Raw genomic sequence first — 26,058 nt, 5'->3', positions numbered from 1 at the left:
ACATTGGTGCTTATTTTTTATTCTTTAAAGTTTCTTCTAATAGACTTACTTGTTTTTGTAGCTCTTCTAAACGTTGGTTGGCTAAATGAAGTGCAGTTTTTTGTCTTTCGATTTCTTGTTTAGACACGAGGTCTAATTTCTCGACAGTTTCATTTAATAATGCACGTAAGTTTTTTTCTAAATCTTTTTTAGGCTCGTCAATTTGTTCCAAAATAGCCTGTAATAGAGTTTCTAGCATGAGATATCCAAACTGTTGTATTACCTTATGCTTGCCAGTTTAACACTGCTTGAACCTCGTATATAGGCTTCTTGGCTTTTCCATATTGGATAACGATAAAATGAAATAAAAACAGGACTGCAAATTCATTTTATTTTTAGTAGCTCATCTACATCTTGATAACTAAATAGGTTATAAAGAAAGCTCATGCAAAAGATTCATCTCCTCCAACCTTTGAAATATTGGCATGAAAATTGAACATAAAACCTTACTGGTGAAAAGAAGCCGAAGGAAACAAACATGAAGCTTGTAACTGCAATTGTAAAACCGTTTAAATTGGATGATGTGCGTGAAGCACTCTCTGACATTGGTGTACAAGGGATTACCGTAACTGAAGTTAAAGGTTTTGGTCGTCAAAAAGGGCATACAGAACTTTACCGCGGCGCGGAGTATGTGGTTGATTTCTTACCTAAAGTAAAAATCGAAATTGCGATTAGCGATGAAATGGTCGACGCAGTAATTGAGTCAATTACTCGTGTGGCAAGCACTGGGAAAATCGGCGACGGTAAGATTTTTGTGACTAATCTGGAACAAGTCATCCGTATCCGTACGGGTGAAACAGGACCAGATGCTGTCTAAATTGGCACAAAGCTTGCTGAGCAATAAATAGCTCGCAAATGAGGTTGGGGGACACGAATGAAAAAAATGCTTATGGCGCTGAGTCTAACAGGCGCACTTTTGGGTGGTACTGCCGCTTGGGCAGAAGAGACTGTAACAACACCGACATCTGAGGTTACAGCAACATCAACGTCTGCAGCACCTGCAACATCTGCAGCAGCACCAGCAGCTGCCGCAACTCCGGCAGCTCCAGCACCGACACCAAAACTCGATACAGGCGATACATCTTGGATTTTAGTTTCAACAGCTTTAGTACTGTTGATGACGATTCCTGGCTTGGCATTGTTCTACGGCGGTATGGTCCGTAAGAAAAACGTATTAAGTACCATGATGTTCAGCCTTTCTGCCGCAATTTTGGTAAGTTTGCTTTGGGTGATTGCTGGTTATTCACTCGCGTTCTCTGGCACAGGTGCATACTTTGGTGACTTGTCTAAAGCGATGCTCAATGGCGTAGGCTTTAATGCACTAAGTGGAACAATTCCTGAAAGCTTATTTGTTATTTTCCAAATGACTTTTGCCATCATTACTGTCGCAATTTTGAGCGGTTCGATTGCTGACCGTATGAAATATTCAGCTTTCATGGCCTTTATTACAATTTGGGTACTTGTGGTTTATGCGCCAATTACTCACTGGGTGTGGGCAACAGATGGTTGGTTATTTAAAGCAGGCGCATTAGATTTTGCTGGTGGTACAGTTGTACATATCAACTCTGGTGTTGCAGGTTTAGTCGCAGCTTACATGCTTGGTAAACGTATTGGCCTTGGCCGTGAATCTATGGCACCGCATAACTTAACTTTAACTGTAATCGGTGCAAGCTTACTTTGGGTAGGTTGGTTCGGCTTTAATGGTGGTAGTGCGTTAGGCGCTGGTGCTCGTGCAAGTATGGCAATTTTAGTGACTCAAGTTGCTGCCGCTGCTGCTGCGTTCTCTTGGTTAGTTGTAGAACGTATGATTCGTGGTAAAGCTTCTGTATTAGGTGGTGCATCTGGTGCTGTGGCTGGTTTGGTTGTGATTACACCAGCAGCAGGTTTCGTCGGCGTAGGCGGAGCTCTAGTGATGGGCTTAATCGGTGGTGTAGTCTGCTTCTGGGGTATTACAGCACTTAAACGTTTACTCAAAGCGGATGATGCATTGGATGCCTTTGGTTTACATGCAGTAGGTGGTATTGTCGGCGCGATTTTAACTGGCGTGTTCTATAGTGATGAAATCATTAAAGCAGCTAGTGTGACTTTAGCACCAACATTTGCAGGCCAATTGTGGGTACAAGTTGAAGGTGTACTTGCAACTATGGTTTACAGCGGTATTGCAACCTTCATTATTCTTAAAGTAATTGATGTGGTGATTGGTCTGCGTGTTAATGCCGATGATGAACGTATGGGTCTGGATTTAAGCCAACATGGCGAACGTATTGAATAATTCGTAATATATTTGCTGTACTAAAAACAGTCTTGGGCTGTGATCAAAGCGATGCTTTGATCTGGCTCAGGGCTGTTTTTTTGTCTCATAGAATGCTGGTTCAGTAAGCGTAGAAATTTTGCTACACTAGGTCAAAGTAATTGACCCTATTAAGTCCGCTATGCATTGTCCATTTTGCAACGCCGCAGATAGTAAAGTCATCGATTCTCGGCTAGCCGCAGAAGGCTGTCAGATTCGTCGACGTCGTGAGTGTGTAGTTTGCGGTGAACGTTTTACCACTTTTGAAAGCTATGAAGTGGTGATGCCCCGTGTGATCAAATCGAATGGAAAGAATGAACCGTTCGATGAAGCCAAGCTACGTCGTTCACTTATGCATGCTTTACAAAAGCGTCCAGTGACACAAGAGCAGATCGAAACGGTTCTGAGCGATATTCAATTGCAGATTCGCCGTTTAGGTGAGCGTGATGTTAAGTCTAGAACTATTGGTGAAATTGTTATGCAATCTTTATTTGCACTTGATCATGTTGCCTATGTTCGTTTTGCTTCGGTTTATCAAGACTTTCAGGATGTTGAAGCGTTTCGCCGTCAAATTGAGCAAATGCAACAACGTGAACACTAATCATTTGAGATTTATATGTCTGAGTTGAAACAAGATCAGTACTGGATGCAGCAAGCCATTGAACTTGCCAAACGAGGACTCTATTCGACAAAACCAAATCCAAATGTCGGTTGTGTTATTGTCAAAGACAATCAAGTGATTGGTGAAGGTTTTCATCCGAAAGCTGGTCAACCTCATGCTGAAGTTTTTGCGCTGCGTCAGGCGGGTGAACAAGCACAAGGCGCAACTGCTTATGTGACGCTTGAGCCGTGTGCTCATTATGGACGAACCCCGCCGTGTGCTGAAGCATTGGTTAAAGCACAGGTTAAAAAAGTGGTGGTGGCATGTCCCGATCCCAATCCGCTTGTTGCAGGTAAAGGTGTTCAGATCTTAAAAAATGCCGGTATTGAAGTAGAAATCGGGATTTGTGAAGATTTGGCAGCTCAACTTAATCAAGGCTTTTTAAAAGCGATGTCTACGGGCATGCCATATGTGCGTTTAAAAGTTGCTTCTAGTTTAGATGGGCGTACTGCAATGGCATCGGGTGAGTCGAAGTGGATTACTGGTTCTGCTGCTCGTCAAGATGTCCAACATTGGCGTGCGATTTCAGGTGCCGTGATTACAGGTATTGATACTGTGATTGCTGATGACTGTCAGCTTAATGTACGGTCACTCCATAATCTTGATATCGAAACAGTTGCGCAGCCAAAACGGGTAATTCTAGATCGAAAAGGGCGTTTACCGCTCACTGCTAAAATTTTAGAAAATCCTGAAACTGTCATGGTGATGGGGCCATATCGTCAGGAACTTGCTGACTTAGGCGTGATACAATTAGAAATTCAGCCTTTAAAAACACTATTACAGGCCTTATCTAAGCAATACCAAATTTATGATGTGCTGGTTGAAGCTGGCGCAACATTGTCTACCGTCTTTTTGCAAAAAGGTTTGGTAGATGAAATGATCAGTTATGTTGCCCCGACTTTATTGGGGCAAAGTGCAAGAGCCATGTTCAACGCAGATTTTGAATATATGGCACAGCAACTTCGTTTTAAACTTCTTGATGTAATACAACTTGATCAAGATATACGCTTAAGGTTAATCCCTACGCAAGAGAAAGTATGAATTCAGAGCCTTCGGTTTACCACAAACGTCGTCATGCAGCCCGCACGACAGACGAATATCTTTTTCATCAGATTGTACCATACTTGGGTAACAAGCGCCGATTGCTCCACTTGATTTTAGAAGCTCTGGAAATTACAGGGACGCTGAACAGCAAGAAAAAGAATCCTCCGATTTTTGCCGACTTCTTCGCAGGTAGTGGTGTGGTGTCTCGCTTGGCACGCCAAAACGGTTACCGAGTCATTGCAAATGACTGGGAACCTTATAGCCATGCTTTAAATCATGCAATTTTAGCGTGTGTCGATGCACCCGCGTTTAAAGAGCTTGGTGGCTACCAGAAAGCCATCGATTATTTAAACCGCTTACCTGAGGTTAAAGGTTGGGTAACGCATAACCTTTGCCCTCGTAATGATGATGTCTATGATCCATCTCGTGACCGTTTGTTCTTTAAGCGTCGTAATGGTATGCGCATTGATGCGATTCGCCAGCAGATTGCAACATGGCAGGCACAAGGCGCAATTAATGATGTAGAAATGAGTGCCTTGCTTGCGCCATTACTCTATTCGGCAAGTTTTGTGAGTAATACCAGTGGTGTATTTAAAAGCTTCCACCAAGGGTGGGGCGGACGTACACAAACGGCCTTAGAACGAATTGAATCATTGCTGTGGCTCACACCGAGCCGTTTTTGTGAGATTGGTGACCGTAAACGCCCTGCTGCTGAAATGTGGTGTGTAGATGCTCAGCATTTAGCAAACCAGATGAGCGGTTTTGAAGTAGATGTAGCCTATCTTGATCCACCTTATAACCAGCATGCTTATAGTAGTAACTACCATGTTCTAAATGCATTGACGTTATGGGATCAAGTCGATTTACCACCGCCAGATACGAAAGGCTATAAGAGTGGTATTGACCGTGCATGGCGTAAAGAACGTCCAAGTCCTTATAACTCTTCTAAACATGCAAAAGATGCGTATGAAAAATTACTTTCAACCATCAATGCACGTTATATTCTGACCAGTTATTCGACCGATGGTAATATTGAGCCAAAAGACTTACTGATGGCCAATCTGGAGCGTGGAAAAGTCACTTTATTGACTCAAGATGTTCCACGTTATCGCGTAAGTAAACAACGTCAGTCAGAGCGCGCACGTGTGCTTGAGTTTATTGTGATTACAGATACTCATGCCAAACCAGGGCCGCCGTTACGTCAGTTGTTAGGCCAGCTTTACCACTTTGCCGAGCTAGGTGGTGTAGATACTTCAGGTAACAGTACGCAGCTCGCACTTTGGTAAGCGCTGCAATTTAAGCAGTGTAAAAGATTTGGAGATTGAGCCATGTTTACAGGCATTATTGAAAGTTTAGGTAAAGTAGAAAGCCTGCAAAGTGTAGGTGGCGATGTGCGTTTACGTATTCAAACCGATTTGGATATGTCGGATGTACATTTAGGTGACTCAATTGCAACCAATGGGATCTGTCTCACCGTTATTGAGTGGGGAGACAACTGGTACGCAGCTGATGTTTCTCGCGAAAGTTTAAACCGTACCACTTTAAGTAACTGGAAAGTGGGTCAACGTGTCAATGTGGAAAAGGCGATGCTGCCAACAACCCGTTTTGGTGGACACATTGTAAGTGGTCATGTTGATGGTGTAGGTGAAATTACCGTAGTCCGTGAAGATGCTCGCTCAATTTATTATGAAGTGACAGCACCTGTAGAACTTGCTAAATACTTAGCAGAGAAAGGTTCTGTGACAGTAGATGGTATTAGTTTAACCATTAATCATTTACGCGGTAATATTTTAAGTTTGAACTTAATTCCGCACACAGCAGAACGTACCAATATTGGAACTTGGCAAGTCGGTAGCAAAGTTAACCTAGAAGTCGATGTATTAGCGCGTTATATTGAGCGTTTATTACTGGGTGATAAAGCTGCTGAACAAAAAACCGAGTCAAATATTAGTATGGCTTTCTTAGCTGAAAATGGCTTTTTAAAATAAAGTTTTAAATCGCTAAAATAAAAAACCGGACATATGTTCCGGTTTTTTTATTTTAAAAATTAATGTTTGGTCAGAGTAACCGAGTGTGTGCCTACCCAGGGTTTATTATGCTGGGTGCGTGTAATTGAAAACTCACCTTTTTCTGACGCTCGTGTGAGTAAAATTGAAAGTGAATTAAAGTCGTTGTGACTCATATAAAGTTCTTGTGCTGAAAATGTCCATTGCTCACCCTGATTAAGCTGCTCAAGTTGCATTGAAATCTGATGTGGAATGTCCATTTTTACCCTCATTAATTTTCATAAATACATATGCATTATTCTAATAATTATTTGAACTAAAAGAATATTATGCATGACTATTTTGTGACAATTAAATGTCATTTTTATGACAAGGAACGTTGTATAAACTTTACTTTTCTATTTTTTCATCAGAAAACTTAGAATTTTTTAAAATATATTCAATTTCTTCTTGAGCTGCCGAATTTAGCTTAGCTCGGAAAGCCGTAACAGACTGTTCAATTAAGTTCTCAGCTTCAAGCTCTAAACGAATACGTAAACTTTCAAGCTCAGATAAGATTTGGTCATCGGTAATGCTAAGCTTTACCCCAGAAGAGTAGTTCACTGCTGGTGTTTCAGGATTTTTCTGATAACGCGCAGTGTGTTCAGCAACTTCTTGTTCTAAATGACTGCGGAAAGCTTGTAGAGCTTGAGTTTGTTCACTAAATTTACGAACTTCGTCTGCTTGTAATTCAGCAGCATAGGCTGCATCCATTGCGCGCTTATCTGCAAGAGACTTTTCTAAAGCAAGCTGACGACGAATACGTGCCTGTTCGATTAACTCTGCTTTTAAGTCAGCATAAGCTTGTTCAATGTTTTGCTGTGATTCTAACTGTGCCTTCTCATCATTGAGTACCCAAAGTTGAATAGGCGTCTGAGGCTCTAATAAATCACAAATACGTGCCAAATCCTGTTGATAGGCATGACGGACAGCTTCAGGCGCATTTAACCATCTTTTTTTAAAATCTTGCCCGACATTTAATGCCACCACAGTTCTCCTTTGCTCAACAGTATCTACATTTTAGCGCGTTATAATTTAAAGGTTCGAGGTTCTATACCTAAACGACGATACATTTTAAATTTTTCTCGGCCAATTTGCTTGGCTGCTTCATTATTTTCAACAATTTCTATAATGTGGCTAAAATGATTCACTTGTTCAAGTGCATGATTGTTAAAATTAAATACCAACCAGCCTTGTTCAGAAGGTTGTTTAGCCGAAATACATACTGCTGCGTCTGCCTGATCAATCCCATGTGTAATGAAACTGGTCGGATCAAAGCTCCACAATTTTTCATCAAGTGTTTGTTGTAACTGTACATCTGGGCAATACCACCAGATATTTGAATGTTTCAGCAAGATCTTTCGACATAAACGGCAAGCACTATCGACTTGCCGTTCTTCACTGGTTTCAAACAGATAAAAGCTAACTTTAGCCATTCGTATTTACACGGTTAGCCAAGAATTGCATAAGTAGTGGTACTGGACGGCCAGTTGCACCTTTTGCTGTACCTGATAACCAAGCTGTTCCTGCTACATCTAGATGAGCCCAACGATAGTCACGAGTAAAACGCTCAAGGAAGCAGGCTGCTGTAATTGCACCACCATGTGGTCCACCAATGTTAGCGATGTCTGCAAAAGGTGAGTCCAATAGTTCTTGATAATCATCAATCACTGGCATGCGCCACACACGGTCAAATGACTGCTCACCTGCTTGTTGAAGCTCAGCTGCCAAGGCATCGTCAGGAGAGAATAAACCGCTTAGCACTTTACCTAATGCCACTACACAAGCACCGGTTAATGTTGCGATATCAACAACTACTGCTGGATTGAAACGTTTGATATACGTTAACGTATCGCAAAGAACTAAACGGCCTTCAGCGTCAGTATTTAAAATTTCAACAGTTTGGCCGCTCATGGTCGTTACGATATCGCCTGGGCGGGTCGCTTTACCCGAAGGCATATTTTCTGCTGCTGCAATCGCACCCACCACATGAATTGGAAGGCGTGCTTCACATAGTGCGCGAATCGTACCAAGTACAGAGGCTGCACCACACATATCGAACTTCATTTCATCCATGCCAAGGCCTGGTTTTAAAGAAATACCGCCTGTATCAAAAGTAACGCCTTTACCGACAAGTACGACAGGGGCTTGTTCAAGCTGTGCTTGGTATTCAAGAGTGACAATACGACCCGGACGCTCAGATCCTTTACTCACAGCAAGGAAAGCATACATGCCTAAGTCAGCCATTTGCTGCTCATTTAAGACAGTCACTTTGAGTAAATCAGGGAATTCTGCTGCTAAAGCTAAAGCCTGTTCAGCCAAATATTCAGGGAAACAGATATTACCTGGACGGTTACCTAAGTCACGCGCAAAAGATTGACCAGATTGTACGGCATGTACTAAAGCAAGTTGATTTTCATCAAGGCTAGTGTGTGGACTAATTAAATCAACTTGTTGTAACACAAATTCATTTTTTTTCGATTTAAACTCATCATAACCATAAGCTGCTTGAGTTAAGCTTAATGCAAATAAATAATGGTATTCGACAGGTAATGCAGCAATATCAATTGCGATATGCTTAAATTTATTTTGTGTCGATTTGATAATGGTTTGTGCCAATTTTGCTAACTTAACTGCTTGAAGTTCAGCTGCTTTTCCTAAACCAAGTAGTTGGCTGTGAGGTTGAGTGCTAAGCTGACCAAATAATGGCAGTGTCTCATTGAAGTTAGCTTTATATTGAGTCGCCGTAAGAATACTTTCTAGGTTATTGATTTGATATGTATTGAGGTTGCTTTGTAGCTGTTCTGAATCAACTAAAACCCACAAAGATTCATTAGATGTTTGTTCAGGAAAAGTTGTATAAGTTGTAAATTTCATGGCTGCCGTGATTGCCTATAGAAAGTTATGTTGGATTAAAACATTGAAACACTTTCAAGCATAGCGTTGCAATGTGCGGTTTTATATTTTTAACATTCGGGTAAACTAGCGTTCGTCCCGTTTAGCCTTTTGGAAGTATTAATTTGATTATTCGGCGTTATCTCGTCAAGCAAGTTGTCTCTACCTCATTGGTGGTCATCGCATTATTGACCCTAATCATGATGGGTGGTCGTCTGATCAAATACTTTGGTGTGGCGGCACAGGGGCGTTTAGATGCAAGTATTTTATTTAGCATCATTGGATACCGTTTACCTGAATTTTTAACCCTCATTTTACCACTGGGATTTTTTATTGGTTTAATGTTGGTGTTTGGTCGTTTATATGTTGACCATGAAATGGCTGTCTTGAATGGTAGTGGCGTAAGCCGTCATCAATTGGCACGCTTACTCATTCCAATGACACTGGTTTATATGGTTTGTCAGTCTGTGCTTATGCTGTGGATGACGCCGTGGGGACTACGTGAATTTGAAAAATTAACAACGACCCAAGCTGTACGGACAGGCTTTGACTTGGTTCGACCAAGAGAGTTTATTTCTTCAGGACCTTATACGATTTATGCAGGTTCACTGTCGGAAGACCGTAAAAACCTCAAAGATATTTTCTTTTACCAGCGGGCTGCCAAAGAAGGCAAACCAGATGTCATGATTTTGGCGAAAGAGGCGACACGTGTTGAGGTTGCCAATGATACTGCCAATGTCGTCGATCTGGTTCAAGGGCGCCGTTATGAAATATATCCGGGACAACCTAAATATACGCAAGCAGAGTTTCAGTCTTATCGTTTAAGACTTGAGAATGATAAAGACGTCAAGTTTGAGAGTAGTGACGTAGAGGCACTTCCAACCTCTAAACTATTGGCTAAAACAAATGATCCAGTCATTAGAAGTGAATTAGGTTGGCGTTTATTCGGTCCGTTTACCATTATTGTTGCTCTCATGATGTCGGTTGCGTTGTCTGAGGTGAGTCCTCGACAAGGTCGTTATTATCGTCTCATTCCATCTATTTTTATTTTTGCGAGCTTGATTGTACTTATGATTGCGATTAAGACTCGTATTAGTAAAGGTGAGCTCGATATTTGGGCGTATCCAGCGGCTTTATTGGTTTATGCAATTGCAGCTGCCTTATTTTCTCGTAAACAGAAATTAGGGCCGAAAATCAAGAAACAGATCAAGCGAGTGAAATTATAATGTTAGCACGTCGAATAGTCGCCAAATATGTGACGAAAACCACTGCGCTTGCAATGTTTGGTACCACCATTGTCTTATCTGTTTTGCAAGTCTTGTTTACCTATTTAGGTGAACTGGGTGAGTTAAAGCCTGACTATAATGCATGGCAAGCTTTTATCTATGTGTTATGGGGTGCTCCTCGTTATCTATATGAAATTTTGCCTATTTCAGCCTTAATTGGTGCGGTAATTGGATTGGGCGCTTTAGCATCCAACAGTGAACTCATCGTGATGCGCTCGGTTGGGATCAGTTTATGGCGTATTGTGGGCTGGGTAATGCGTTCAGCTTTGCTACTGATTGTTTTATCTTTTGCGTTAAGTGAATGGGTTGTTCCCTATACCAATGAGAAAGCACAAAGTATCAAAAGTCATCGTTCAGTTGCTGCTCTAGGCGAAGTAAAAGGCTATTGGTCAAGAGAAGGGCAACGCTTTATTTATATTGACTATGCGAACTCGCAAGGAAACTTAAGAGATATTCAGGTTGTCGACTTTGATAAAGAATATCACTTGCAGTCTGTAATTAATGCAGAGCAAGGAAAGTTTATTAAAGACGGTCAATGGTCTTTGCAAAAAGCCAGCCAGACAGACATTCTTACAGATGGTAATTCGATACTAAATAATCATGATCAGCAGTCTTTAGGATTGGCTCTACAACCTAAATATGTCCACATGGTGACTTTAGACCCTGAAGACTTATCTCCAAGTCAGCTCATTAGTTTTATGCGCTATATGGATGAATATAGTCAAGTTCCTAAAACTTACCAATTGGCTTTCTGGCAAAAAGTTGCTTCTCCATTTTCATTGATTACGCTTGTATTAGTGGCTTGTTCTTTTATTTTTGGTCCACTGCGTCAACAGTCAATGGGCTTTCGTTTGGTGATCGCACTCTTTATTGGTTTAGGCTTTTATTACTTACAAGATTTCTTGGGTTACGCAAGTTTGGTATACGCGCCTTCACCAGCGTGGTTTGTACTTGTACCTATTATTTTAATGTTTGGTGCCGGTAGTTACTTACTTTACCGTGCTCGCTAATTCGAAAGAATATAAATGGCTTTCTCAATGAGATGCATTGGTGAAAGCCATAGGAAAAAATAGAGTCTTCACCGAAAATTCGGTAAGATATTGCGATGAAATTGTAGACAAAAGAGAAATTGATTATGACGGATGCAACTGCTGGCAAGATCCCTCACGTTCTGGTCATTATGGATGGTGTTGGACACCGTGAAGCGATTGAAGATAATGCTTTTCTTGCAGCAAAAACCCCGAATTTAACTGCAATGAAAGCAAAGCATCCAAATAGTCTTATTTCTGGTTCTGGTGAAGATGTAGGTCTACCTGATGGACAAATGGGTAATTCTGAAGTTGGCCATATGAATCTTGGCGCTGGACGTGTGTTGTATCAAGATTTTACCCGTATTACTAAAGACATCCGTACTGGCGACTTTTTCAAACATGAAGTATTAATTGATGCTGTTGAAAAAGCCAAAGCTGCTGGTGGTGCAGTTCATATTATGGGCTTGCTCTCAGAAGGTGGCGTTCACTCACATGAAGACCACATTGTGGCGATGTGTGAACTCGCATTAAAACGTGGTGCAAAAGTTTATCTTCATGCATTCCTTGATGGTCGTGATACTCCTCCACGTAGTGCACAATCTTCACTAGAAAAATTAGACGCTCTATTTGCTCAATATGAAGGCAAGGGCCGTATTGCAACTATGATTGGCCGCTATTTTGCAATGGATCGCGATAATCGTTGGGACCGTGTAGAACAGGCTTACCGCCTATTGACCGAAGGTGAAGCAGTTCGTACAGCAAATACTGCTGTTGAAGGTTTAGAACTTGCATATGCAGCCAATGAAAATGATGAATTTGTGAAAGCAACTCGTATTGGTGATGTGGCTAAAGTTCAAGATGGCGATAGCGTTGTTTTCATGAACTTCCGTGCTGACCGTGCTCGTGAAATTACACGTGCGTTTGTTGAAAAGGACTTCGCAGGTTTTGAACGTAAAGTTGTACCGAACCTTTCTAAATTTGTCATGTTGACACGTTATCAGGCCAGCATTGATGCACCTGTGGCATATATGCCTGAAGAGTTGAAAAACTCACTTGGTGAATATTTATCTTCTCTTGGTAAAACGCAATTACGTATTGCTGAAACAGAAAAATATGCGCATGTGACTTTCTTCTTTAGTGGTGGTCGAGAAGATGAATACCCAGGTGAGAAGCGTATTCTAATTCCATCACCAAACGTTGCGACATATGATCTAAAGCCTGAAATGAGTGCTTATGAAGTAACTGATGAACTCGTTAGGGCAATTAACTCGGGTGAGTACGATTTACTTGTTGTGAATTATGCCAATGGTGATATGGTCGGTCATACAGGCGTATTTGATGCCGCGGTTAAGGCGGTTGAAGCAGTTGATACATGTTTAGGTCGTGTATACGAAGCTGTGATGGCCAAGAAAGGTCATATGCTTATTACTGCTGACCATGGTAATGTTGAGCAAATGCAGGACTACGAAAGTGGCCAAGTTCATACACAACATACAACAGAGCTTGTACCATTTATTTATGTTGGTCCAACACAAGCGACTATCGCAGAAGGTGGTGTACTTGCAGATGTTGCACCGACTATCCTTCATCTAATGCAGATTCCTGTACCTGCGGAAATGCAAGGTCGTAATCTGATTACATTATCTGCATAAGCGATAGGTGACTAAATGCTGCAACACAATATATATAAAGCTTTTTTGGGTAGTGTATTGATGTGTTGCAGCCAGTTTGCTCTTGCTGCTCCTGTTGTAAAAGAAAAATTATCGCCTCAGCATGCTGATTCACCAGAATCAGAAGAAAGTTATGCAGAAGTCCCTATTGAGTCGATTCAGCAGTTTGTACAAATTTATGGGATTGTTCGCGATAACTATGTCGATGAAAAATCGGACGATGCTTTATTTTTACAAGCAATTAAAGGTCTTGTTAGTGGTCTAGACCGTTACTCACGCTATTTGTCAGCTGAAGAATACCGTCAGCTCATTCAATACACCGAAGGTGATCTTGCTTCGGTTGATTTTGCATTAAGCCCAGAAGCACATGTCCATAAATGGATGATTCGTGACTTAAAGGCAGGTTCTGATTCATATAAACTAGGCTTGAGAAATGGACAGACCATTTTAAAGATAGATAATCAGGAACTTAAAAATCTAACCCAAGATCAGGTGCTTGGTTTGTTGTATGGTTCAATAGGTTCAACGCTGCAAGTACAGACAGAAGAGTCAAATACCCCAATCAGTTTAGTCCGTAATAAAAAGATTGAAACTGATATCGAACCTGTCATGTTACATAATCAGGTATTGGTACTAAAAATTAGAGTATTCCAGCAAGATACCGCCAATGAAATTAAACGTTTAATTGAAGAAAATAGTTCTTCGCGTTTAAAAGCTGTATTAATTGATTTAAGAAATAACCCAGGCGGGCTGCTCTCTGCTGCTGTTGAGTCAGCCGATTTATTTTTAAATCATGGCATTATTGTTTCTACAAAAAGTCGTTCAGAAGGTAATCAGCAATTTCAGGCCTTACCTGGAAATGATTTTCAAAATATAAAAGTTGGTATTTTAATTAATCACCGATCTGCCTCGGCAGCAGAAGTTTTTACTGCTGCAATGAAAGAGCATCAACGTGCTTGGGTTATGGGTGAAAAAAGTTATGGAAAGGGCGTTGTACAGAAACTTTTCCCTTTGCCAAGTGGGGCAGCCTTGCAAATGACGGTCTCACATTACTACACGCCAAATGGTAATATGATCGAAGGTCAAGGTATTCAGCCTAACCAGACCTATCCCTTGCCTCCAGAAATGAAAGACGAAGTTTATTTAGAGCGTGTTGCCGACCTACTTCTAAAAAGGAAGTAAGCTTTATACTTCCTGTTCAGTTTCAGTATCTAACCCAAATTTCTTCAAACGGTAGCGTAAAGAACGGAAAGTCATTCCTAATTTTTTAGCTGCTAAGGTTCGATTCCAATGGGTCATATTGAGTGCATTGAGCAGAATATCTTTTTCAATACTCTCTAAATAACGTTCTAGACCCTCACTTGGTAATTTTTTTACAATCTGTGGCGTAGCTACGGGATTCTGCAAGCTTTGAGATACCGTTGCGATTGAATTAGAAATATTTGCTCTTAAAGGGGCTGGGTGCAAATGCGGTACATCAATATTGGCATCGTCACTTAAAGTAATTGCTCGCTCAATCATATTTCTTAATTCGCGAACATTGCCGGGAAAGTGTTGTTGTAGCAGATAAGTTTCAGCAGCCTCAGTTAATTGTTTAAGTGGGGTTTCCCACTCCATACAAATTTTCTGAATAAAGTGATTCGCAAGTAACAAGACATCTTCACCACGTTCGCGTAAAGGCGGTAACATGAGATCCATAACATGGATACGGAAGAATAAATCCTGACGAAATTTGCCTTGTCGAACCAATAAATCTAAGTCTTGATGACTCGCGCTAATCACCCGAAAATCAACATCAATTTCCTGATCGGAACCGACAGGACGAATCTTTTTTTCTTGTACTGCGCGTAGTAATTTAACCTGCATACTAAGTGGTAATTCGGCAATTTCATCTAAAAATAAACTGCCACCATGAGCAGATAAAATGAGGCCCTGTTTGTCTTGAGTCGCTCCAGTAAAACTGCCTTTTTTATGTCCGAACAGCTCGCTTTCCATCAGTTCAGTTGGAATAGCGCCACAGTTAATCGCAATAAAAGGCCCTTCACTACGGTTACTCAGCCGATGAATTAGGTTGGCAACCACTTCTTTACCTGTTCCAGACTCGCCAGTAACAAATACAGGTGCTTGTGAGCGCGCAATTTTTTTAATTGCGATGCGTAGTTGTTGAATAGGCTGAGAGCGGCCGATTAATAATTTGTTTTCTAGAGCACTCTCTGCAAAATCATGCTCTATTTTTTGCCGATTTAAGGCTTTCTGTAATAATTGATCTAGATGTACTTGGTTGACCGGTTTGCTTACAAAATCAAAAGCGCCTGCTTTTAATGCTGCAATTGCAATATCCATATTGCCGTAAGCAGTTAAAACCGCAATGGGTGTGTTGGTATAATTTTGAGAGACATGTTTGACTAAGTCTAATCCACTCCCATCGGGTAAGTTTAGATCGGTTAAACATGCATCGTAATGAAACTGTGTGAAGAGTTGTTTGGCCTGTTCAACCCGATAAGCAAGATGTGTTTTAATCCCCATTCGTGCAAGTGTCATTTGCATTAAAAGGCACAAATCTTCCTCATCGTCTACAAGCAAAACGAGTGGTTGCTGTTCTGCCATTTCCCCAAAAACCTAATAAAAAATCAATATATTATTGGGCATTCTATTCTGAAGCATGCCCCTTGTTTTTGCTCTACATAGGTGAGCTTTGCATGGTTTGCCTCACAAAAACTATGAGACAAGTATAATCCTAAACCAGTTCCATTAATTTCGGTACTAAAAAATGGTTTAAATAATTGAGATATATCACGTTTTGAAACACCTTCACCGTAATCGATCACATCAATATAAATTTTATTTGTTTGTGAATGAATGTTGATCATGACATTCGGTGAGTCGGGTGCATTATGTCGTAAAGCATTTCGCACTAAATTGATCATGACTTGTCTTAGTTGTTTTTCGTCAAATAAAAATTTTAAAGAACGATCAGAAATTTTGAGTTGAATTGAGTGCTTAACGTCAGATAAATCTTCATCGAGTAGCGTATTTATAAAATTGTTTAAGTCAATCTGAATAGGGTGTGTTCTTTCGCTACGAGCAAGTCCTAAGGTGTCCTGAACAATACTATCAATGCGTTTAGTTTGCTTGCCAATCATATGGCGTAAAGTATTTTGTTGTTCGAGATCACTATCTTTAAGTAACTCATTTGCTTGAACAATTGCAGCCAGGGGATTGCGGATTTCATGTGCAATACTTGCCGAGAGTTGCCCTAAAGCGGCAAGTTTAAGTTGCTGTGCTTGCTGATTAATTTGTTGGGCATCTTGTAAAATGAGTAGTGTTAGAGCTTGTTGCGGCACTAAAAGATGCTGTACTTTAATATTAATGGAATAAGCCGATAGCCGAGACTCAAAAATAAATCGGTCATTTTCTTTTAAGTCGCCAAACTTCAATATTTCAAATAAATCGGGATGCCATTTAGCTAAAGGATATTTTTCATTGGCAAACTGGGGAGGAATACCAAGTAGTGAACAAGCAGCGGGATTGCTAACAACAATGTCGTAATTTTCGTCTAAAACTAAATAGCCTTGTTCAATTTGCTCTAAAATATAACGGTTAATATTTTGAAGCTGGTAAAGCTCGATTGACTGGTGAAAGGTGAGTGCCTCAAGTAATTTAAAGCGCTGCACTGCAATTTGTCCAATCCCGTGAACAACGAAAAATAAAAAAGCTAATAAAGCGCTATTACCGATTGTGTTTAGATTGTTGTAGTCAAATAAACTACCCACGAAGCGTTGATAAATAACCGCAATAACCGCAAGTAAGGTAATAACTAAAGACACTCTTGCACTGAGCAAAATCGCCGAAGTAAAGATTGCAATCACATACAGCAAACTAATTTGTAAATTAGGCTCCCCAGCAGAAAATGAAAGGAGGCTTAAACAAATAATGTCGACAATAAAAAATAAAATAAGCTGCCGAGTAGTTTGGATAGCAATAAATTTAAAGCATAACAATTGCACAAGACTTACAATTGAATAGCTTAGTAAGGTGTAAAAATATAAAGAGGGTTGCTGCAAACTATTGTCGGTTTGAGCATTGGTTAAAACCAAAATAATATTCAGGCTAACCGCAATAATAAGACGGTATAAACCATACCAAGTGCCCAAACGAAAAATCGTATGGGACAGGGATGAATTTAAAGGAGAGTGCATGTAAGTCTGATTATGGTTTGATCAGACCGTAACGAATCGCAAGATGTGTGAGTTTTACATCACTATCAATTCCTAACTTTTCAAAAATACGGTAACGGTAAGTATTTACAGTTTTCACACTTACAAAAAGTTTATCGGCAATTTCTTGTGCGCTAATACAGTTAACGACCATCATCGCAACTTGCATTTCCCGCTCCGATAACGAATCAAAAGGAGATTGTTGAGTATCAGATAAATAAGAGCTTGCCAGTTGCTCGGCAATATCGGCACTAAAATATTTACCACCCTGCATGACCTTATTAATTGCACGAACCATCTCGGCAATTGGGGCTCCTTTGGTGATATAGCCTTTTGCTCCAGCTTTTAGCAATAAAGATGGGTAGGGTTCTTCGGCAAGGCCACTTACAGCAATGACTTTCGTCTCTGGAGCTGTTTGTAATAAACGACGAGTTGTTTCTACACCACCGATGCCTGGCATGTTGACATCAAGTAGTACGACTTGCGGATGTTGCTGGCGAACGATAGCAATAGCTTCTTCCCCAGATTCGGCTTGTCCAATTACCTCAACATCTGCATGATCTTCTAACATACGGCAAATACCCGTACGTACCAGTTCATGGTCATCGACAACTAAAACTGTAATCAAGAAGACCTCCTTTCTTTCAAAAAACAAGTTTTTTGTTACATAAAGCAAAATAAGCTTGCAATGGAATGACAAAATTAGCAATCCTATTCTTCTATAGTGAGCGAATAGTTGTGCACAATTGTGTCGGTAAAGCTTTATACCTTATATCTCAAATGTAAGGCATAATGATAGTAAGCGCAAATGTGTGTCACCCTGAGTCGAGTATTGTGCCGTGAAAAATTCTAAAAAGTCTTTAATGCATGTGCTAAGCATGTCTATTTTGCTTAGTTTGAGTTCAACAAGCTTTGCAGAACTCGTCAATAACCCGTCCTCAGGGAGTACTGGTACTGCAAGTTTAAATTGGTCTGCAGCGGATGCTAGTCAACTTTTAAATGATGAAGATGATGAGCCGACTCCGCAAGGTTCAACGTCTGTTACTACAACTTTACGTGGCAGTAATGCACCGAAAGTTATTAGCTCTACACCTAGAGTTGCTCCAATCCGTGATACCGTGGGCTATAATGCCCAGCCGAGTGTTAGTGCACGTGCTGCACTTGTAATGGATGCGCAAACGGGTGAGGTCCTTTATAGTAAAAACACCAACGCGTCAGTACCGATTGCGTCTATTACCAAATTAATGACAGCAGTTGTAACCGCAGATGCGCGTTTAAACATGTCAGAAGAAATTACACTTGAGCAAATCGATTTTGCCGGTGCAAATGGCAAGAACTCAAGCTCTACCTTACGTGTGGGCGACAAGATGAACCGTGCAGAAGTTCTTCTGTTTGCTTTAATGAAGTCAGAAAACCCAGCGGCAGCAGCTTTAGCGCGTACTTATCCGGGCGGACGTCCTGCATTCGTAGCAGCGATGAATGCTAAAGCACGTTCTTTGGGTATGAATGCCACTCATTATTACGAATCAACTGGTTTAGACCCACGTAATGTCTCTTCGGCGCGTGACTTGGGGATTTTGGCGAGTACAGCGTCTCAGTATGGTTTGATCCGTCAATTCTCAACAACACCAACTTACGACTTTAATTTAGGCTACCGTGTACTCAAGTCAAACAATACCAATGCTTTAGTGCGTAATGGTGGTTGGAATATCAACTTATCTAAGACCGGTTATATTAATGAAGCAGGCCGTTGTGTTGTTATGCATACTACTGTGAACTCACGTCCAGCAGTCATTGTATTGCTTGGTGAACCAAGTACACAGGCGCGTAATAACGATGCAACTAACTTGTTAGGTTGGTTGAGTAATTTGCCAAAACGTATTTAAGTTAAATATTTTAAAAACGCTTCTATTAAGAAGCGTTTTTTTATGCCATTTTAAATAGCATAAAAAAACGGCTGTTTAATACAGCCGTTTTTTATAAAAATTCAGATTTTACATATTAGATAAAATCGAATCTTTTACTTGATCCATTGTTGCATCAATTGACAACATCACTGCATCAGCACATTGTTTGATTGCAGTATCAGGATCTTTCAAGCCATTACCAGTTACTGTACATACGATGACAGAACCTTCAGCAATTTTACCCGCTTTAATGTCACGGATCGCACCACCGATAGAAGCAGCAGACGCTGGCTCAACAAATACACCTTCATACATAGAAAGTAAGCGTTGAGCTTCTAAAATTTCGCTGTCTTGAAGTTCATCAAACCAGCCATTAGAGTCGCGTACCACAGCTTTTGCATGGTTCCAGCTTTGTGGATTACCAATACGGATTGCAGTTGCAACTGTTTCAGGGCTTTCAACTGGAGCACCACGCAAGAATGGAGCTGCACCAGAAGCTTGGTAACCTACCATTGTTGGTAAGCCTTCTGGTTTAGGACCGGTAAATTGATCGGTCGCAGCATCATAAATCACTTGTTCAAACTGATCAGCAGGTTGGTTTGCTACAGCTTCTGTATAACCCATCCAGTGAGCGGTGATGTTACCTGCGTTACCTACTGGCAAGCAGTGATAGTCAGGTGCACGGCCTAAAGCTTCAACAATTTCATAAGCAATCGTCTTTTGACCTTGCAAACGGTAAGGGTTGATTGAGTTTACAATCGTTACAGGAGCTTGATCAGCCACTTCTTTTACTAGACGCATACCATCATCGAAGTTACCACGGATTTGCATAGTGATCGCACCATACATCATGGCTTGAGCCATTTTACCCATCGCAATTTTGCCTTCTGGAATCAAAACAAATGCTTTGATACCAGCGCGAGCAGCGTATGCAGCAGCAGCAGCAGACGTGTTACCCGTAGATGCACAGATAATTGCTTTAGAACCTTCTTCAACCGCTTTGGTTACAGCCATGGTCATACCACGGTCTTTAAATGAACCAGTCGGGTTTAAGCCCTCATATTTCACATAAATTTCAACATCTTTGCCAATAATACGTGGAATATTCTCAAGTTTAATGAGAGGGGTGTTGCCTTCACCCAAAGAGATAGCACGAGTAGTTGCCGAAACTGGCAAACGGTCACGATAACGATCTACAAGACCAGTATAACGATTGGCATTAGACATGATGGTGTTCCAATTATGAGGTGAAGCGGGAGAGGGAATCTTTCCCTCAACCTGATTAACTATCGAGCGATTCTAAACGAATTCTTACGATTTCGCCACGAATTGCAGGTAATGCTTGAATTTGCGCAAGAGCGTCATCCATTTTTGATTCAACGATTGGATCGGTCAAAATTACGATTGGAATGAGGTCTTTTAAGCGTGATTGTTGCATGATGGCATCAATACTGATTCCAGCACGGCTTAAGATGGTTGTTACATCTGCAAGTACACCAGTCTGATCTTCAGCATTTAAGCGGATGTAATAACCTGTAGTCATTTGTTCACGGCTTAAAATTGGCATATTTGTTAATGCTTCGAAAGCCAGTTGAGGAATTGTGCCTGCACCATCTTCTGTATAAGAGATGTCACGAACAATATCAATCACATCGGCAACGACCGCAGAAGCTGTTGGACCAGCGCCAGCACCAGCGCCGTAGTACAGCGTTGGACCAACGGCATTGGCTTGAACTAAGACAGCATTTTTAACGCCGTTTACGTTGGCAATAAGCTGCTCATCTGGAATAAGCGTTGGGTGAACACGTAACTCAATACCATGTTCAGCACGACGTGCAATACCTAAATGTTTAATGCGGAAACCAAGTTCTTCGGCATATTTCACATCTTGCGCAGTGATTTTGCTGATACCTTCGGTATAGACTTTATCGAACTGCAGAGGAATACCGAACGCACAAGACGCTAAAATTGTAAGTTTATGCGCAGCATCAATACCTTCAACATCAAAAGTTGGGTCTGCTTCTGCATAACCGAGTTCTTGAGCTTCTTTTAATACATCATCAAATGCACGACCTTTCTCACGCATTTCAGTGAGAATAAAGTTACCTGTACCATTAATGATGCCTGCTAGCCATTCAATATGGTTTGCAGCAAGGCCTTCACGAATCACTTTAATAATTGGAATGCCGCCAGCAACTGCTGCTTCATAAGCAATTTGGACAGCGTTGTCTTCTGCTGCTTTAAATAGTTCATTACCATGTTCAGCGAGTAAAGCTTTGTTTGCAGTAACAACTTGTTTACCGTGCTTGATGGCTTCCATAATGACTTCGTAAGCAGGGTGAATACCACCCATCACTTCTACAACCACATCTACATCGGGTTGACGAACGATATCAAGTAAGTCTGCGCTTTGTTTAATCCCTTCTAATTCGAGATCTGGACGAGGGCGACGTGTTCCAACGTGGGTAATTTGAATTTCTCGACCGGTGCGACGTTTAATTTCAGCGGCATTTTCTTGTAGTAGTTTAAGGGCTCCTCCACCTACGGTACCTAGACCGAGTATTGCCAGGCGAACTGGTTTCACGTCACACTCCATATCATCATTGAATCATTTAATTGAAGCTAGATCATAGCTAAAAAAAACGCCAGACTCTAGCGCTTTTCGTGCCTGTTCAATCAATTAGAGTGCGATGTTCGGAAAAGCAGAGTAGATCAGTCTTTAAACACTGGCATGTAAAGAACTATTTATTGAAAAAACAAAGCGCTGCAATAAGAGCAGCGCTTTGTGTACAAGATAACTGGTGAACTATTCATCAAAATTGAGAATATTATTTATCCAGACGTTTAACTAACTCATCTGGTGTTAAGTAGCCACCGAGATATTGTCCGTCAACGTTGTAGATGGCTGGAGTACCATTCACACCCATGTTTAAACCAAGTTGATATTGTTCGCGAACAGGATTTTTACATTGAGCAGGTGGAATATTAATGCCTTGTACAGCTTGATTAAATGCAGCTTTACGGTCTGCACTACACCAAACGGCTTCCATCGTTGGCATAAATTGTTCGCCACGTGGCCACGCAATGTAACGAACCTCAATGCCTTTCTCATTAATCTCGGCTAAATGCTCATGTAGTTTGTGGCAATAAGGACAACTTGCATCGGTAAACACATAAATTACATGTTTAGCTTTACCACCCTTAGCTGGGTAAACAATCAAATCTTCATTTTTTAAAGCAGCAAGGTGCTTTTTGTTTTCTGATGCTTGAAGGTTGTCGCCAATATTATGCAGCTCTTTACCGCCTAAACGGATGACATCACCTTGAATAAGGTACTTACCATCACTTGTCGTATAAACAGAAGTCATACCTTCAAGGTTTACCCAATATAAATTAGGTACTTCAGTCGGTTTGATGTCTAAAATTTTGACGTTGATGTTTGCATTCTTAAATTGTTTTTGCAAAGTTTCGATTAAACGTTGTTTAGCATTACGTTCAATGATGGTTGAAGCTTCCCCAGTAGCAGGTGCGGTCGCTGTGAGCGCATCTTCTTTTTGTGGTTTGTTTTCTTTAGAACAAGCACTGAACAACAAGCTAGAAGCCAAAGCACAGGCAAGAAAAATTTGAGATCGGGTAAAGGACATAGATAACCCTTATTTCATCAGTATTTATAGTCAGAAGCTGCTAAGCATAACAAAAAATCTAATGTGTATTGTTAAAACTTTCTTAACCTTTGTGAACGAAATCAAATGATTGTTCGGTGTATTTCATATAATTCGTTTAAAAATTTTTAACCCCTAGGGTGATGTTTTTCATGTAATTGTTGCATTCTTACTTGCGCTACGTGGGTATAGATTTGGGTGGTAGATAAGTCACTATGGCCCAGTAACATTTGTACTACGCGCAAGTCAGCGCCATGATTGAGCAAGTGTGTTGCAAAGGCATGGCGTAAGGTATGAGGCGACAGCTCAGCCTGAATATTGGCTTGTAGTGCATATCGTTTAATTGCATACCAAAAATTCTGACGGCTCATGATTCCGCCATGTTGAGTTAAAAATAAATAGTCAGTGGAAGTTTTATAAAGTTGTGGACGTGCATCATTTAAGTAGCGTTCTACCCAGTCACAAGCATATTGGCCTAATGGTACTAAACGTTCTTTATTGCCTTTACCAGTAATACGTAAATAGCCTTGTTTTAAATTGATTAGCTCCAAGCGCAAGTTGATTAGCTCGGAAACACGTAAACCACATGCATAAAGTACTTCAAACATCGCTCGATCACGTAACCCCAAAGCTGTTGTAATGTCAGGCGCTTGAATCAGTGCTTCGACATCTTCTTCTGATAAATCCTTAGGTAAAGCTCGGCCAATTTTGGGCGAGTGATGTGTCGCTACCGGGTTATCGCTTCGTAATTTTTGCTCACGTAAAAATTTGTAAAACTGGCGTAGGGCAGATAAACAACGTGCAATTGAGCGTGGACTTTTTCCTATTTTGGTGAGTTCAATGAGAACATCAGAAATGTCATCACTCGACCATTTCGGCAAGCTATTTTTTTTATGAAGTTCAGCACATTGAATCAGGTCAGATAAATAAGCATTACGAGTATGTGGACTCACTGTTTGTGCAACTAAATAGTCGCGAAAACCTTGTAAAAAGCTCAAATGTTCAGGAATTTGAACAGGGCTTGGAATACGCGGTTTCTTATTTATCATAAACAATGTCCTCTAAACCACTGTACTTTAAAAGAAACTTTAAGATTTGTCGATTAAAGTAGGTGAGAATTGAAATTTAACCTTATTTGGTAATTATTCTCATTTATATGTATACTAGTAAAAAAGGTTTAGGATCGGATGCGGTGCGTTTATCAGCGTTGAAAGTGAAGCAAGCGGCTACCATCACCAAAGTAGATCGGATGACACAAACATCCGAGCAACAAGATTTGGTCGCAATTCGTTTGGAAAGCTTGGGCTTTGTACCAGGTACTCGAGTAGAGGTGATTACCAAAGGTATTTTTGGTGGTGATCCGATCTTAATCCAAATTGGCTTTACTCGTTTCGCTTTACGTAAGGCGGAAGCGGAAAAAATCGAGATTCAGTTAGAAGGAGTACCCGCATGAGTAATGCGCTACGTATTGCCCTTGTGGGAAACCCGAACTGCGGTAAAACTTCGCTGTTTAACCATTTAACTGGAACAAGACAAAAAGTTGCTAACTATGCGGGTGTAACTGTAGAGCGTAAAGTCGGTAACTTTCAATTACCTTCAGGCCGTGCAGTTCGTGTACTAGATTTACCGGGTACCTATAGTTTGCAGGCAACTAGCCCAGATGAAGAAATTACCCGTGATGTCTGCCAAGGCAAAATTGCCGAAGAAGGACAGCAAGATGCTTTTTTATGTATTGTCGATGCGACGAACTTAAAACTGCATTTGGGTTTGGTGCTTGAAATTATTGAATTAGGGCGTCCAATTCTGGTTGTATTGAACATGATGGATGAAGCGCGTCGTCGCGGTATTCAAATCAATACACAGAAACTCTCTGAGCGTTTAGGTGTTCCTGTTGTTGAAACGGTTGCCGTACGTAATTCAGGTATTGAAAATTTATTGCATGCGCTTGATCAAGAAAAATATACCGTACCTCATACTGAACTGAGTGGTTTAAGTGGTGGGCATCATCAGAAAATCGAAACGATTTTTAAAGATGTGGTTAATTTTGTTGATCATGATGATAAGCGTACTGACTTTCTAGATCGAATTTTCTTACATCCTGTGTTGGGCTTACTCAGCTTGGCAGTAATGATGTTTATTGTCTTTCAGGCAGTATTTGCTTGGGCTGAACCTTTTAAAGCTGCAATTGAAGATGGGGTAATCCCATGGTTAGGTGAGTGGTTAAATGGAGCCATCCATCAACCTGTGCTACGCAGTTTAGTCGTAGACGGTGTTCTGGCAGGAGCGGGCACAGTACTGGCTTTCTTGCCACAAATTTTGATTCTCTTCTTCTTTATTTTGGTACTCGAAGAATCAGGTTATTTACCGCGTGCAGCGTTCTTGCTCGATAAATTAATGTTTAAAGCCGGCTTGAGTGGTCGCTCTTTCATTCCATTATTATCAAGTTTTGCCTGTGCGATTCCTGGCATTATGGCAACCCGAAGTATTAGTGATTCACGTGACCGTTTTACCACGATCATGGTTGCACCTCTCATGACATGTTCGGCACGTTTGCCTGTCTATGCCTTGTTAATTGGTGCATTTATTCCAAGTCAAACTGTTTTAGGCATCTTTAACTTACAAGGTTTGGTGCTGTTTGGTTTATACATGGCAGGTATTTTAAGTGCACTTTGTGTTGCCTTTGTGATGAAGTTTTTGCGTAAAGACAAATCACAGCATGCCTTGTTAATGGAATTACCAAGTTATCGTTTTCCTGATCCAAAAAGTATCGCTATTGGGTTGATGGAACGCGCAAAGATTTTCTTACGTCGTGTTGGTGGGATTATTGTTGCATTGACCATTATTCTTTGGTTCTTGTGTACTTTCCCTCAACCACCCGAAGGCGCAACGCTACCAGCAATTGATTATAGTTTTGCGGGTATGGCAGGGCACTTTATTCAGCCTTTATTCGCACCGCTTGGCTTTAACTGGCAAATCGTGGTGGCTCTCATTCCCGCAATGGCTGCTCGTGAGGTGGTGGTTGCTGCATTAGGTACGGTATATGCGTTATCTGGTGCTGATGATAATGCTGTTGCACAGGGGCTTGCTCATTTGATTAGTGCAAACGGCACGGGTTGGTCATTGGCTACAGGACTATCTTTATTGGTCTGGTTTATTTATGCACCACATTGTTTAGCAACCTTGGCAACGGTACGCCGTGAGACAGGTTCATGGAAACATGTGGCTGTCATGACGGCTTATCTATTTGGTTTGGCTTATCTCATGTCATTTTTAACCTACCAAATTGCATCACGCATTTGGGGTTAATAGGA

General features: G+C 40.9%; 25 protein-coding genes. 13 read left to right on the top strand and 12 right to left on the bottom strand.

Going from position 1 to position 26,058, the window contains the following annotated elements:
• Nucleotides 1-10: 10 nt before the first annotated feature.
• Nucleotides 11-238: an accessory factor UbiK family protein gene (locus tag J582_RS10145; RefSeq protein WP_002048939.1), complete on the bottom strand. Its 228-nt coding sequence runs from the start codon at nt 236-238 to the stop codon at nt 11-13.
• Between the two features lie 279 nt (nt 239-517).
• Here J582_RS10145 and glnK point away from each other — a divergent pair, with 279 nt between their 5' ends.
• From glnK to J582_RS10120, 6 genes are all read left to right on the top strand, one after another.
• Nucleotides 518-856: a P-II family nitrogen regulator gene (gene glnK, locus J582_RS10140; RefSeq protein WP_000780326.1), complete on the top strand. Its 339-nt coding sequence runs from the start codon at nt 518-520 to the stop codon at nt 854-856.
• 57 nt (nt 857-913) lie between these two features.
• Nucleotides 914-2,311: an ammonium transporter gene (locus tag J582_RS10135; protein ID WP_002048891.1), complete on the top strand. Its 1,398-nt coding sequence runs from the start codon at nt 914-916 to the stop codon at nt 2,309-2,311.
• A 160-nt stretch (nt 2,312-2,471) separates the two neighbouring features.
• Nucleotides 2,472-2,930 carry a transcriptional regulator NrdR gene (gene nrdR / locus J582_RS0104530; RefSeq protein ID WP_004710970.1) on the top strand — a complete coding sequence of 153 codons (459 nt, stop codon included), beginning with the start codon at nt 2,472-2,474 and terminating at the stop codon, nt 2,928-2,930.
• 15 nt (nt 2,931-2,945) lie between these two features.
• The gene (gene ribD, locus J582_RS10130; protein WP_031952207.1) at nt 2,946-4,031 is read left to right on the top strand and encodes a bifunctional diaminohydroxyphosphoribosylaminopyrimidine deaminase/5-amino-6-(5-phosphoribosylamino)uracil reductase RibD; all 1,086 of its coding nucleotides are present in this window, start codon (nt 2,946-2,948) and stop codon (nt 4,029-4,031) included.
• Nucleotides 4,028-5,320, top strand: a complete 1,293-nt coding sequence (locus tag J582_RS10125) for a DNA adenine methylase (RefSeq protein WP_031981908.1) — start codon at nt 4,028-4,030, stop codon at nt 5,318-5,320. Before ribD ends, J582_RS10125 begins: the two co-directional genes overlap by 4 nt.
• A gap of 42 nt (nt 5,321-5,362) precedes the next feature.
• Entirely contained in the window at nt 5,363-6,022 is a 660-nt protein-coding gene (locus tag J582_RS10120; protein ID WP_002048938.1) for a riboflavin synthase, read from the top strand.
• A 59-nt stretch (nt 6,023-6,081) separates the two neighbouring features.
• Here the strand turns inward: J582_RS10120 and J582_RS10115 are convergent, their stop codons facing one another.
• From J582_RS10115 to J582_RS10100, 4 genes are all read right to left on the bottom strand, one after another.
• Nucleotides 6,082-6,300 (bottom strand): hypothetical protein, encoded by a 219-nt coding sequence (locus J582_RS10115; RefSeq protein WP_002048916.1) that lies wholly within the window; start codon nt 6,298-6,300, stop codon nt 6,082-6,084.
• A gap of 130 nt (nt 6,301-6,430) precedes the next feature.
• A complete protein-coding gene (locus J582_RS10110; protein ID WP_081405524.1) occupies nt 6,431-7,069 on the bottom strand; it encodes a hypothetical protein in 639 nt (212 codons plus the stop codon).
• Between the two features lie 38 nt (nt 7,070-7,107).
• Entirely contained in the window at nt 7,108-7,515 is a 408-nt protein-coding gene (locus J582_RS10105; RefSeq protein WP_031982176.1) for a DNA polymerase III subunit chi, read from the bottom strand.
• Entirely contained in the window at nt 7,508-8,956 is a 1,449-nt protein-coding gene (locus tag J582_RS10100; protein WP_031982175.1) for a leucyl aminopeptidase, read from the bottom strand. The genes J582_RS10105 and J582_RS10100 overlap by 8 nt, the downstream gene beginning before the upstream one ends.
• A 143-nt stretch (nt 8,957-9,099) precedes the next feature.
• Here J582_RS10100 and lptF point away from each other — a divergent pair, with 143 nt between their 5' ends.
• From lptF to J582_RS10080, 4 genes are all read left to right on the top strand, one after another.
• Nucleotides 9,100-10,200: an LPS export ABC transporter permease LptF gene (gene lptF / locus J582_RS10095; protein WP_002048889.1), complete on the top strand. Its 1,101-nt coding sequence runs from the start codon at nt 9,100-9,102 to the stop codon at nt 10,198-10,200.
• Nucleotides 10,200-11,270: an LPS export ABC transporter permease LptG gene (gene lptG / locus J582_RS10090; protein WP_002048976.1), complete on the top strand. Its 1,071-nt coding sequence runs from the start codon at nt 10,200-10,202 to the stop codon at nt 11,268-11,270. The genes lptF and lptG overlap by 1 nt, the downstream gene beginning before the upstream one ends.
• A 125-nt stretch (nt 11,271-11,395) precedes the next feature.
• Complete coding sequence (gene gpmI, locus J582_RS10085; protein WP_016803678.1) at nt 11,396-12,943, top strand: 2,3-bisphosphoglycerate-independent phosphoglycerate mutase; 1,548 nt, start codon at nt 11,396-11,398, stop codon at nt 12,941-12,943.
• Nucleotides 12,944-12,958: 15 nt separating this feature from the next.
• Nucleotides 12,959-14,143 carry a S41 family peptidase gene (locus J582_RS10080; protein ID WP_004883636.1) on the top strand — a complete coding sequence of 395 codons (1,185 nt, stop codon included), beginning with the start codon at nt 12,959-12,961 and terminating at the stop codon, nt 14,141-14,143.
• Between the two features lie 3 nt (nt 14,144-14,146).
• On the opposite strand, the gene J582_RS10075 is transcribed toward J582_RS10080, so the two are convergent.
• From J582_RS10075 to J582_RS10065, 3 genes are read right to left on the bottom strand one after another with little or no spacing between them, the layout of a single operon-like run.
• The gene (locus tag J582_RS10075; RefSeq protein ID WP_031982171.1) at nt 14,147-15,568 is read right to left on the bottom strand and encodes a sigma-54-dependent transcriptional regulator; all 1,422 of its coding nucleotides are present in this window, start codon (nt 15,566-15,568) and stop codon (nt 14,147-14,149) included.
• Between the two features lie 23 nt (nt 15,569-15,591).
• Nucleotides 15,592-17,160, bottom strand: coding sequence for a sensor histidine kinase (locus J582_RS10070; RefSeq protein WP_031956174.1), 1,569 nt, complete (start codon nt 17,158-17,160; stop codon nt 15,592-15,594).
• Between the two features lie 10 nt (nt 17,161-17,170).
• A complete protein-coding gene (locus J582_RS10065; RefSeq protein WP_000633799.1) occupies nt 17,171-17,806 on the bottom strand; it encodes a response regulator in 636 nt (211 codons plus the stop codon).
• A 211-nt stretch (nt 17,807-18,017) separates the two neighbouring features.
• On the opposite strand from J582_RS10065, the gene pbpG reads away from it, so the two are divergent.
• Nucleotides 18,018-19,064, top strand: coding sequence for a D-alanyl-D-alanine endopeptidase PBP7/8 (gene pbpG / locus J582_RS10060; RefSeq protein WP_004710943.1), 1,047 nt, complete (start codon nt 18,018-18,020; stop codon nt 19,062-19,064).
• A 108-nt stretch (nt 19,065-19,172) separates the two neighbouring features.
• On the opposite strand, the gene thrC is transcribed toward pbpG, so the two are convergent.
• The 4 genes from thrC to xerD all read right to left on the bottom strand — a co-directional run bounded on the left by thrC (nt 19,173) and on the right by xerD (nt 23,796).
• The gene (thrC, locus tag J582_RS10055) at nt 19,173-20,312 is read right to left on the bottom strand and encodes a threonine synthase (protein ID WP_032047820.1); all 1,140 of its coding nucleotides are present in this window, start codon (nt 20,310-20,312) and stop codon (nt 19,173-19,175) included.
• A gap of 55 nt (nt 20,313-20,367) precedes the next feature.
• Nucleotides 20,368-21,669: a homoserine dehydrogenase gene (locus tag J582_RS10050; protein WP_002048970.1), complete on the bottom strand. Its 1,302-nt coding sequence runs from the start codon at nt 21,667-21,669 to the stop codon at nt 20,368-20,370.
• Between the two features lie 244 nt (nt 21,670-21,913).
• The gene (locus tag J582_RS10045) at nt 21,914-22,729 is read right to left on the bottom strand and encodes a DsbC family protein (protein ID WP_022575142.1); all 816 of its coding nucleotides are present in this window, start codon (nt 22,727-22,729) and stop codon (nt 21,914-21,916) included.
• 146 nt (nt 22,730-22,875) lie between these two features.
• Entirely contained in the window at nt 22,876-23,796 is a 921-nt protein-coding gene (gene xerD / locus J582_RS10040) for a site-specific tyrosine recombinase XerD (protein WP_002053149.1), read from the bottom strand.
• A gap of 143 nt (nt 23,797-23,939) precedes the next feature.
• On the opposite strand from xerD, the gene J582_RS10035 reads away from it, so the two are divergent.
• Together J582_RS10035 and feoB are read left to right on the top strand one after the other, a co-directional pair.
• Nucleotides 23,940-24,200: a FeoA family protein gene (locus tag J582_RS10035; RefSeq protein WP_002053176.1), complete on the top strand. Its 261-nt coding sequence runs from the start codon at nt 23,940-23,942 to the stop codon at nt 24,198-24,200.
• Complete coding sequence (feoB, locus tag J582_RS10030; RefSeq protein WP_004710937.1) at nt 24,197-26,053, top strand: ferrous iron transporter B; 1,857 nt, start codon at nt 24,197-24,199, stop codon at nt 26,051-26,053. Before J582_RS10035 ends, feoB begins: the two co-directional genes overlap by 4 nt.
• Nucleotides 26,054-26,058: the final 5 nt, after the last annotated feature.

It is taken from the genome of Acinetobacter sp. 1566109 (genome assembly GCF_000582255.1).
Classification (GTDB): domain Bacteria; phylum Pseudomonadota; class Gammaproteobacteria; order Pseudomonadales; family Moraxellaceae; genus Acinetobacter; species Acinetobacter nosocomialis.
This window is presented reverse-complemented; position numbering and strand designations above follow the sequence as displayed.

Bases quoted from the DNA above. Each gene is read 5' to 3' on its own strand.
- J582_RS10135 (WP_002048891.1), top strand. From the start codon at position 914: ATGAAAAAAATGCTTATGGCGCTGAGTCTAACAGGCGCACTTTTGGGT.
- J582_RS10125 (WP_031981908.1), top strand. From the start codon at position 4,028: ATGAATTCAGAGCCTTCGGTTTACCACAAACGTCGTCATGCAGCCCGC.
- J582_RS10120 (WP_002048938.1), top strand. From the start codon at position 5,363: ATGTTTACAGGCATTATTGAAAGTTTAGGTAAAGTAGAAAGCCTGCAA.
- ribD (WP_031952207.1), top strand. From the start codon at position 2,946: ATGTCTGAGTTGAAACAAGATCAGTACTGGATGCAGCAAGCCATTGAA.
- thrC (WP_032047820.1), bottom strand. From the start codon at position 20,312: ATGTCTAATGCCAATCGTTATACTGGTCTTGTAGATCGTTATCGTGAC.
- J582_RS10075 (WP_031982171.1), bottom strand. From the start codon at position 15,568: ATGGCAGAACAGCAACCACTCGTTTTGCTTGTAGACGATGAGGAAGAT.
- J582_RS10070 (WP_031956174.1), bottom strand. From the start codon at position 17,160: ATGCACTCTCCTTTAAATTCATCCCTGTCCCATACGATTTTTCGTTTG.
- xerD (WP_002053149.1), bottom strand. From the start codon at position 23,796: ATGATAAATAAGAAACCGCGTATTCCAAGCCCTGTTCAAATTCCTGAA.
- feoB (WP_004710937.1), top strand. From the start codon at position 24,197: ATGAGTAATGCGCTACGTATTGCCCTTGTGGGAAACCCGAACTGCGGT.
- J582_RS10105 (WP_031982176.1), bottom strand. From the start codon at position 7,515: ATGGCTAAAGTTAGCTTTTATCTGTTTGAAACCAGTGAAGAACGGCAA.
- J582_RS10045 (WP_022575142.1), bottom strand. From the start codon at position 22,729: ATGTCCTTTACCCGATCTCAAATTTTTCTTGCCTGTGCTTTGGCTTCT.
- J582_RS10115 (WP_002048916.1), bottom strand. From the start codon at position 6,300: ATGGACATTCCACATCAGATTTCAATGCAACTTGAGCAGCTTAATCAG.
- J582_RS10145 (WP_002048939.1), bottom strand. From the start codon at position 238: ATGCTAGAAACTCTATTACAGGCTATTTTGGAACAAATTGACGAGCCT.
- J582_RS10080 (WP_004883636.1), top strand. From the start codon at position 12,959: ATGCTGCAACACAATATATATAAAGCTTTTTTGGGTAGTGTATTGATG.
- lptG (WP_002048976.1), top strand. From the start codon at position 10,200: ATGTTAGCACGTCGAATAGTCGCCAAATATGTGACGAAAACCACTGCG.
- glnK (WP_000780326.1), top strand. From the start codon at position 518: ATGAAGCTTGTAACTGCAATTGTAAAACCGTTTAAATTGGATGATGTG.
- J582_RS10100 (WP_031982175.1), bottom strand. From the start codon at position 8,956: ATGAAATTTACAACTTATACAACTTTTCCTGAACAAACATCTAATGAA.
- gpmI (WP_016803678.1), top strand. From the start codon at position 11,396: ATGACGGATGCAACTGCTGGCAAGATCCCTCACGTTCTGGTCATTATG.
- nrdR (WP_004710970.1), top strand. From the start codon at position 2,472: ATGCATTGTCCATTTTGCAACGCCGCAGATAGTAAAGTCATCGATTCT.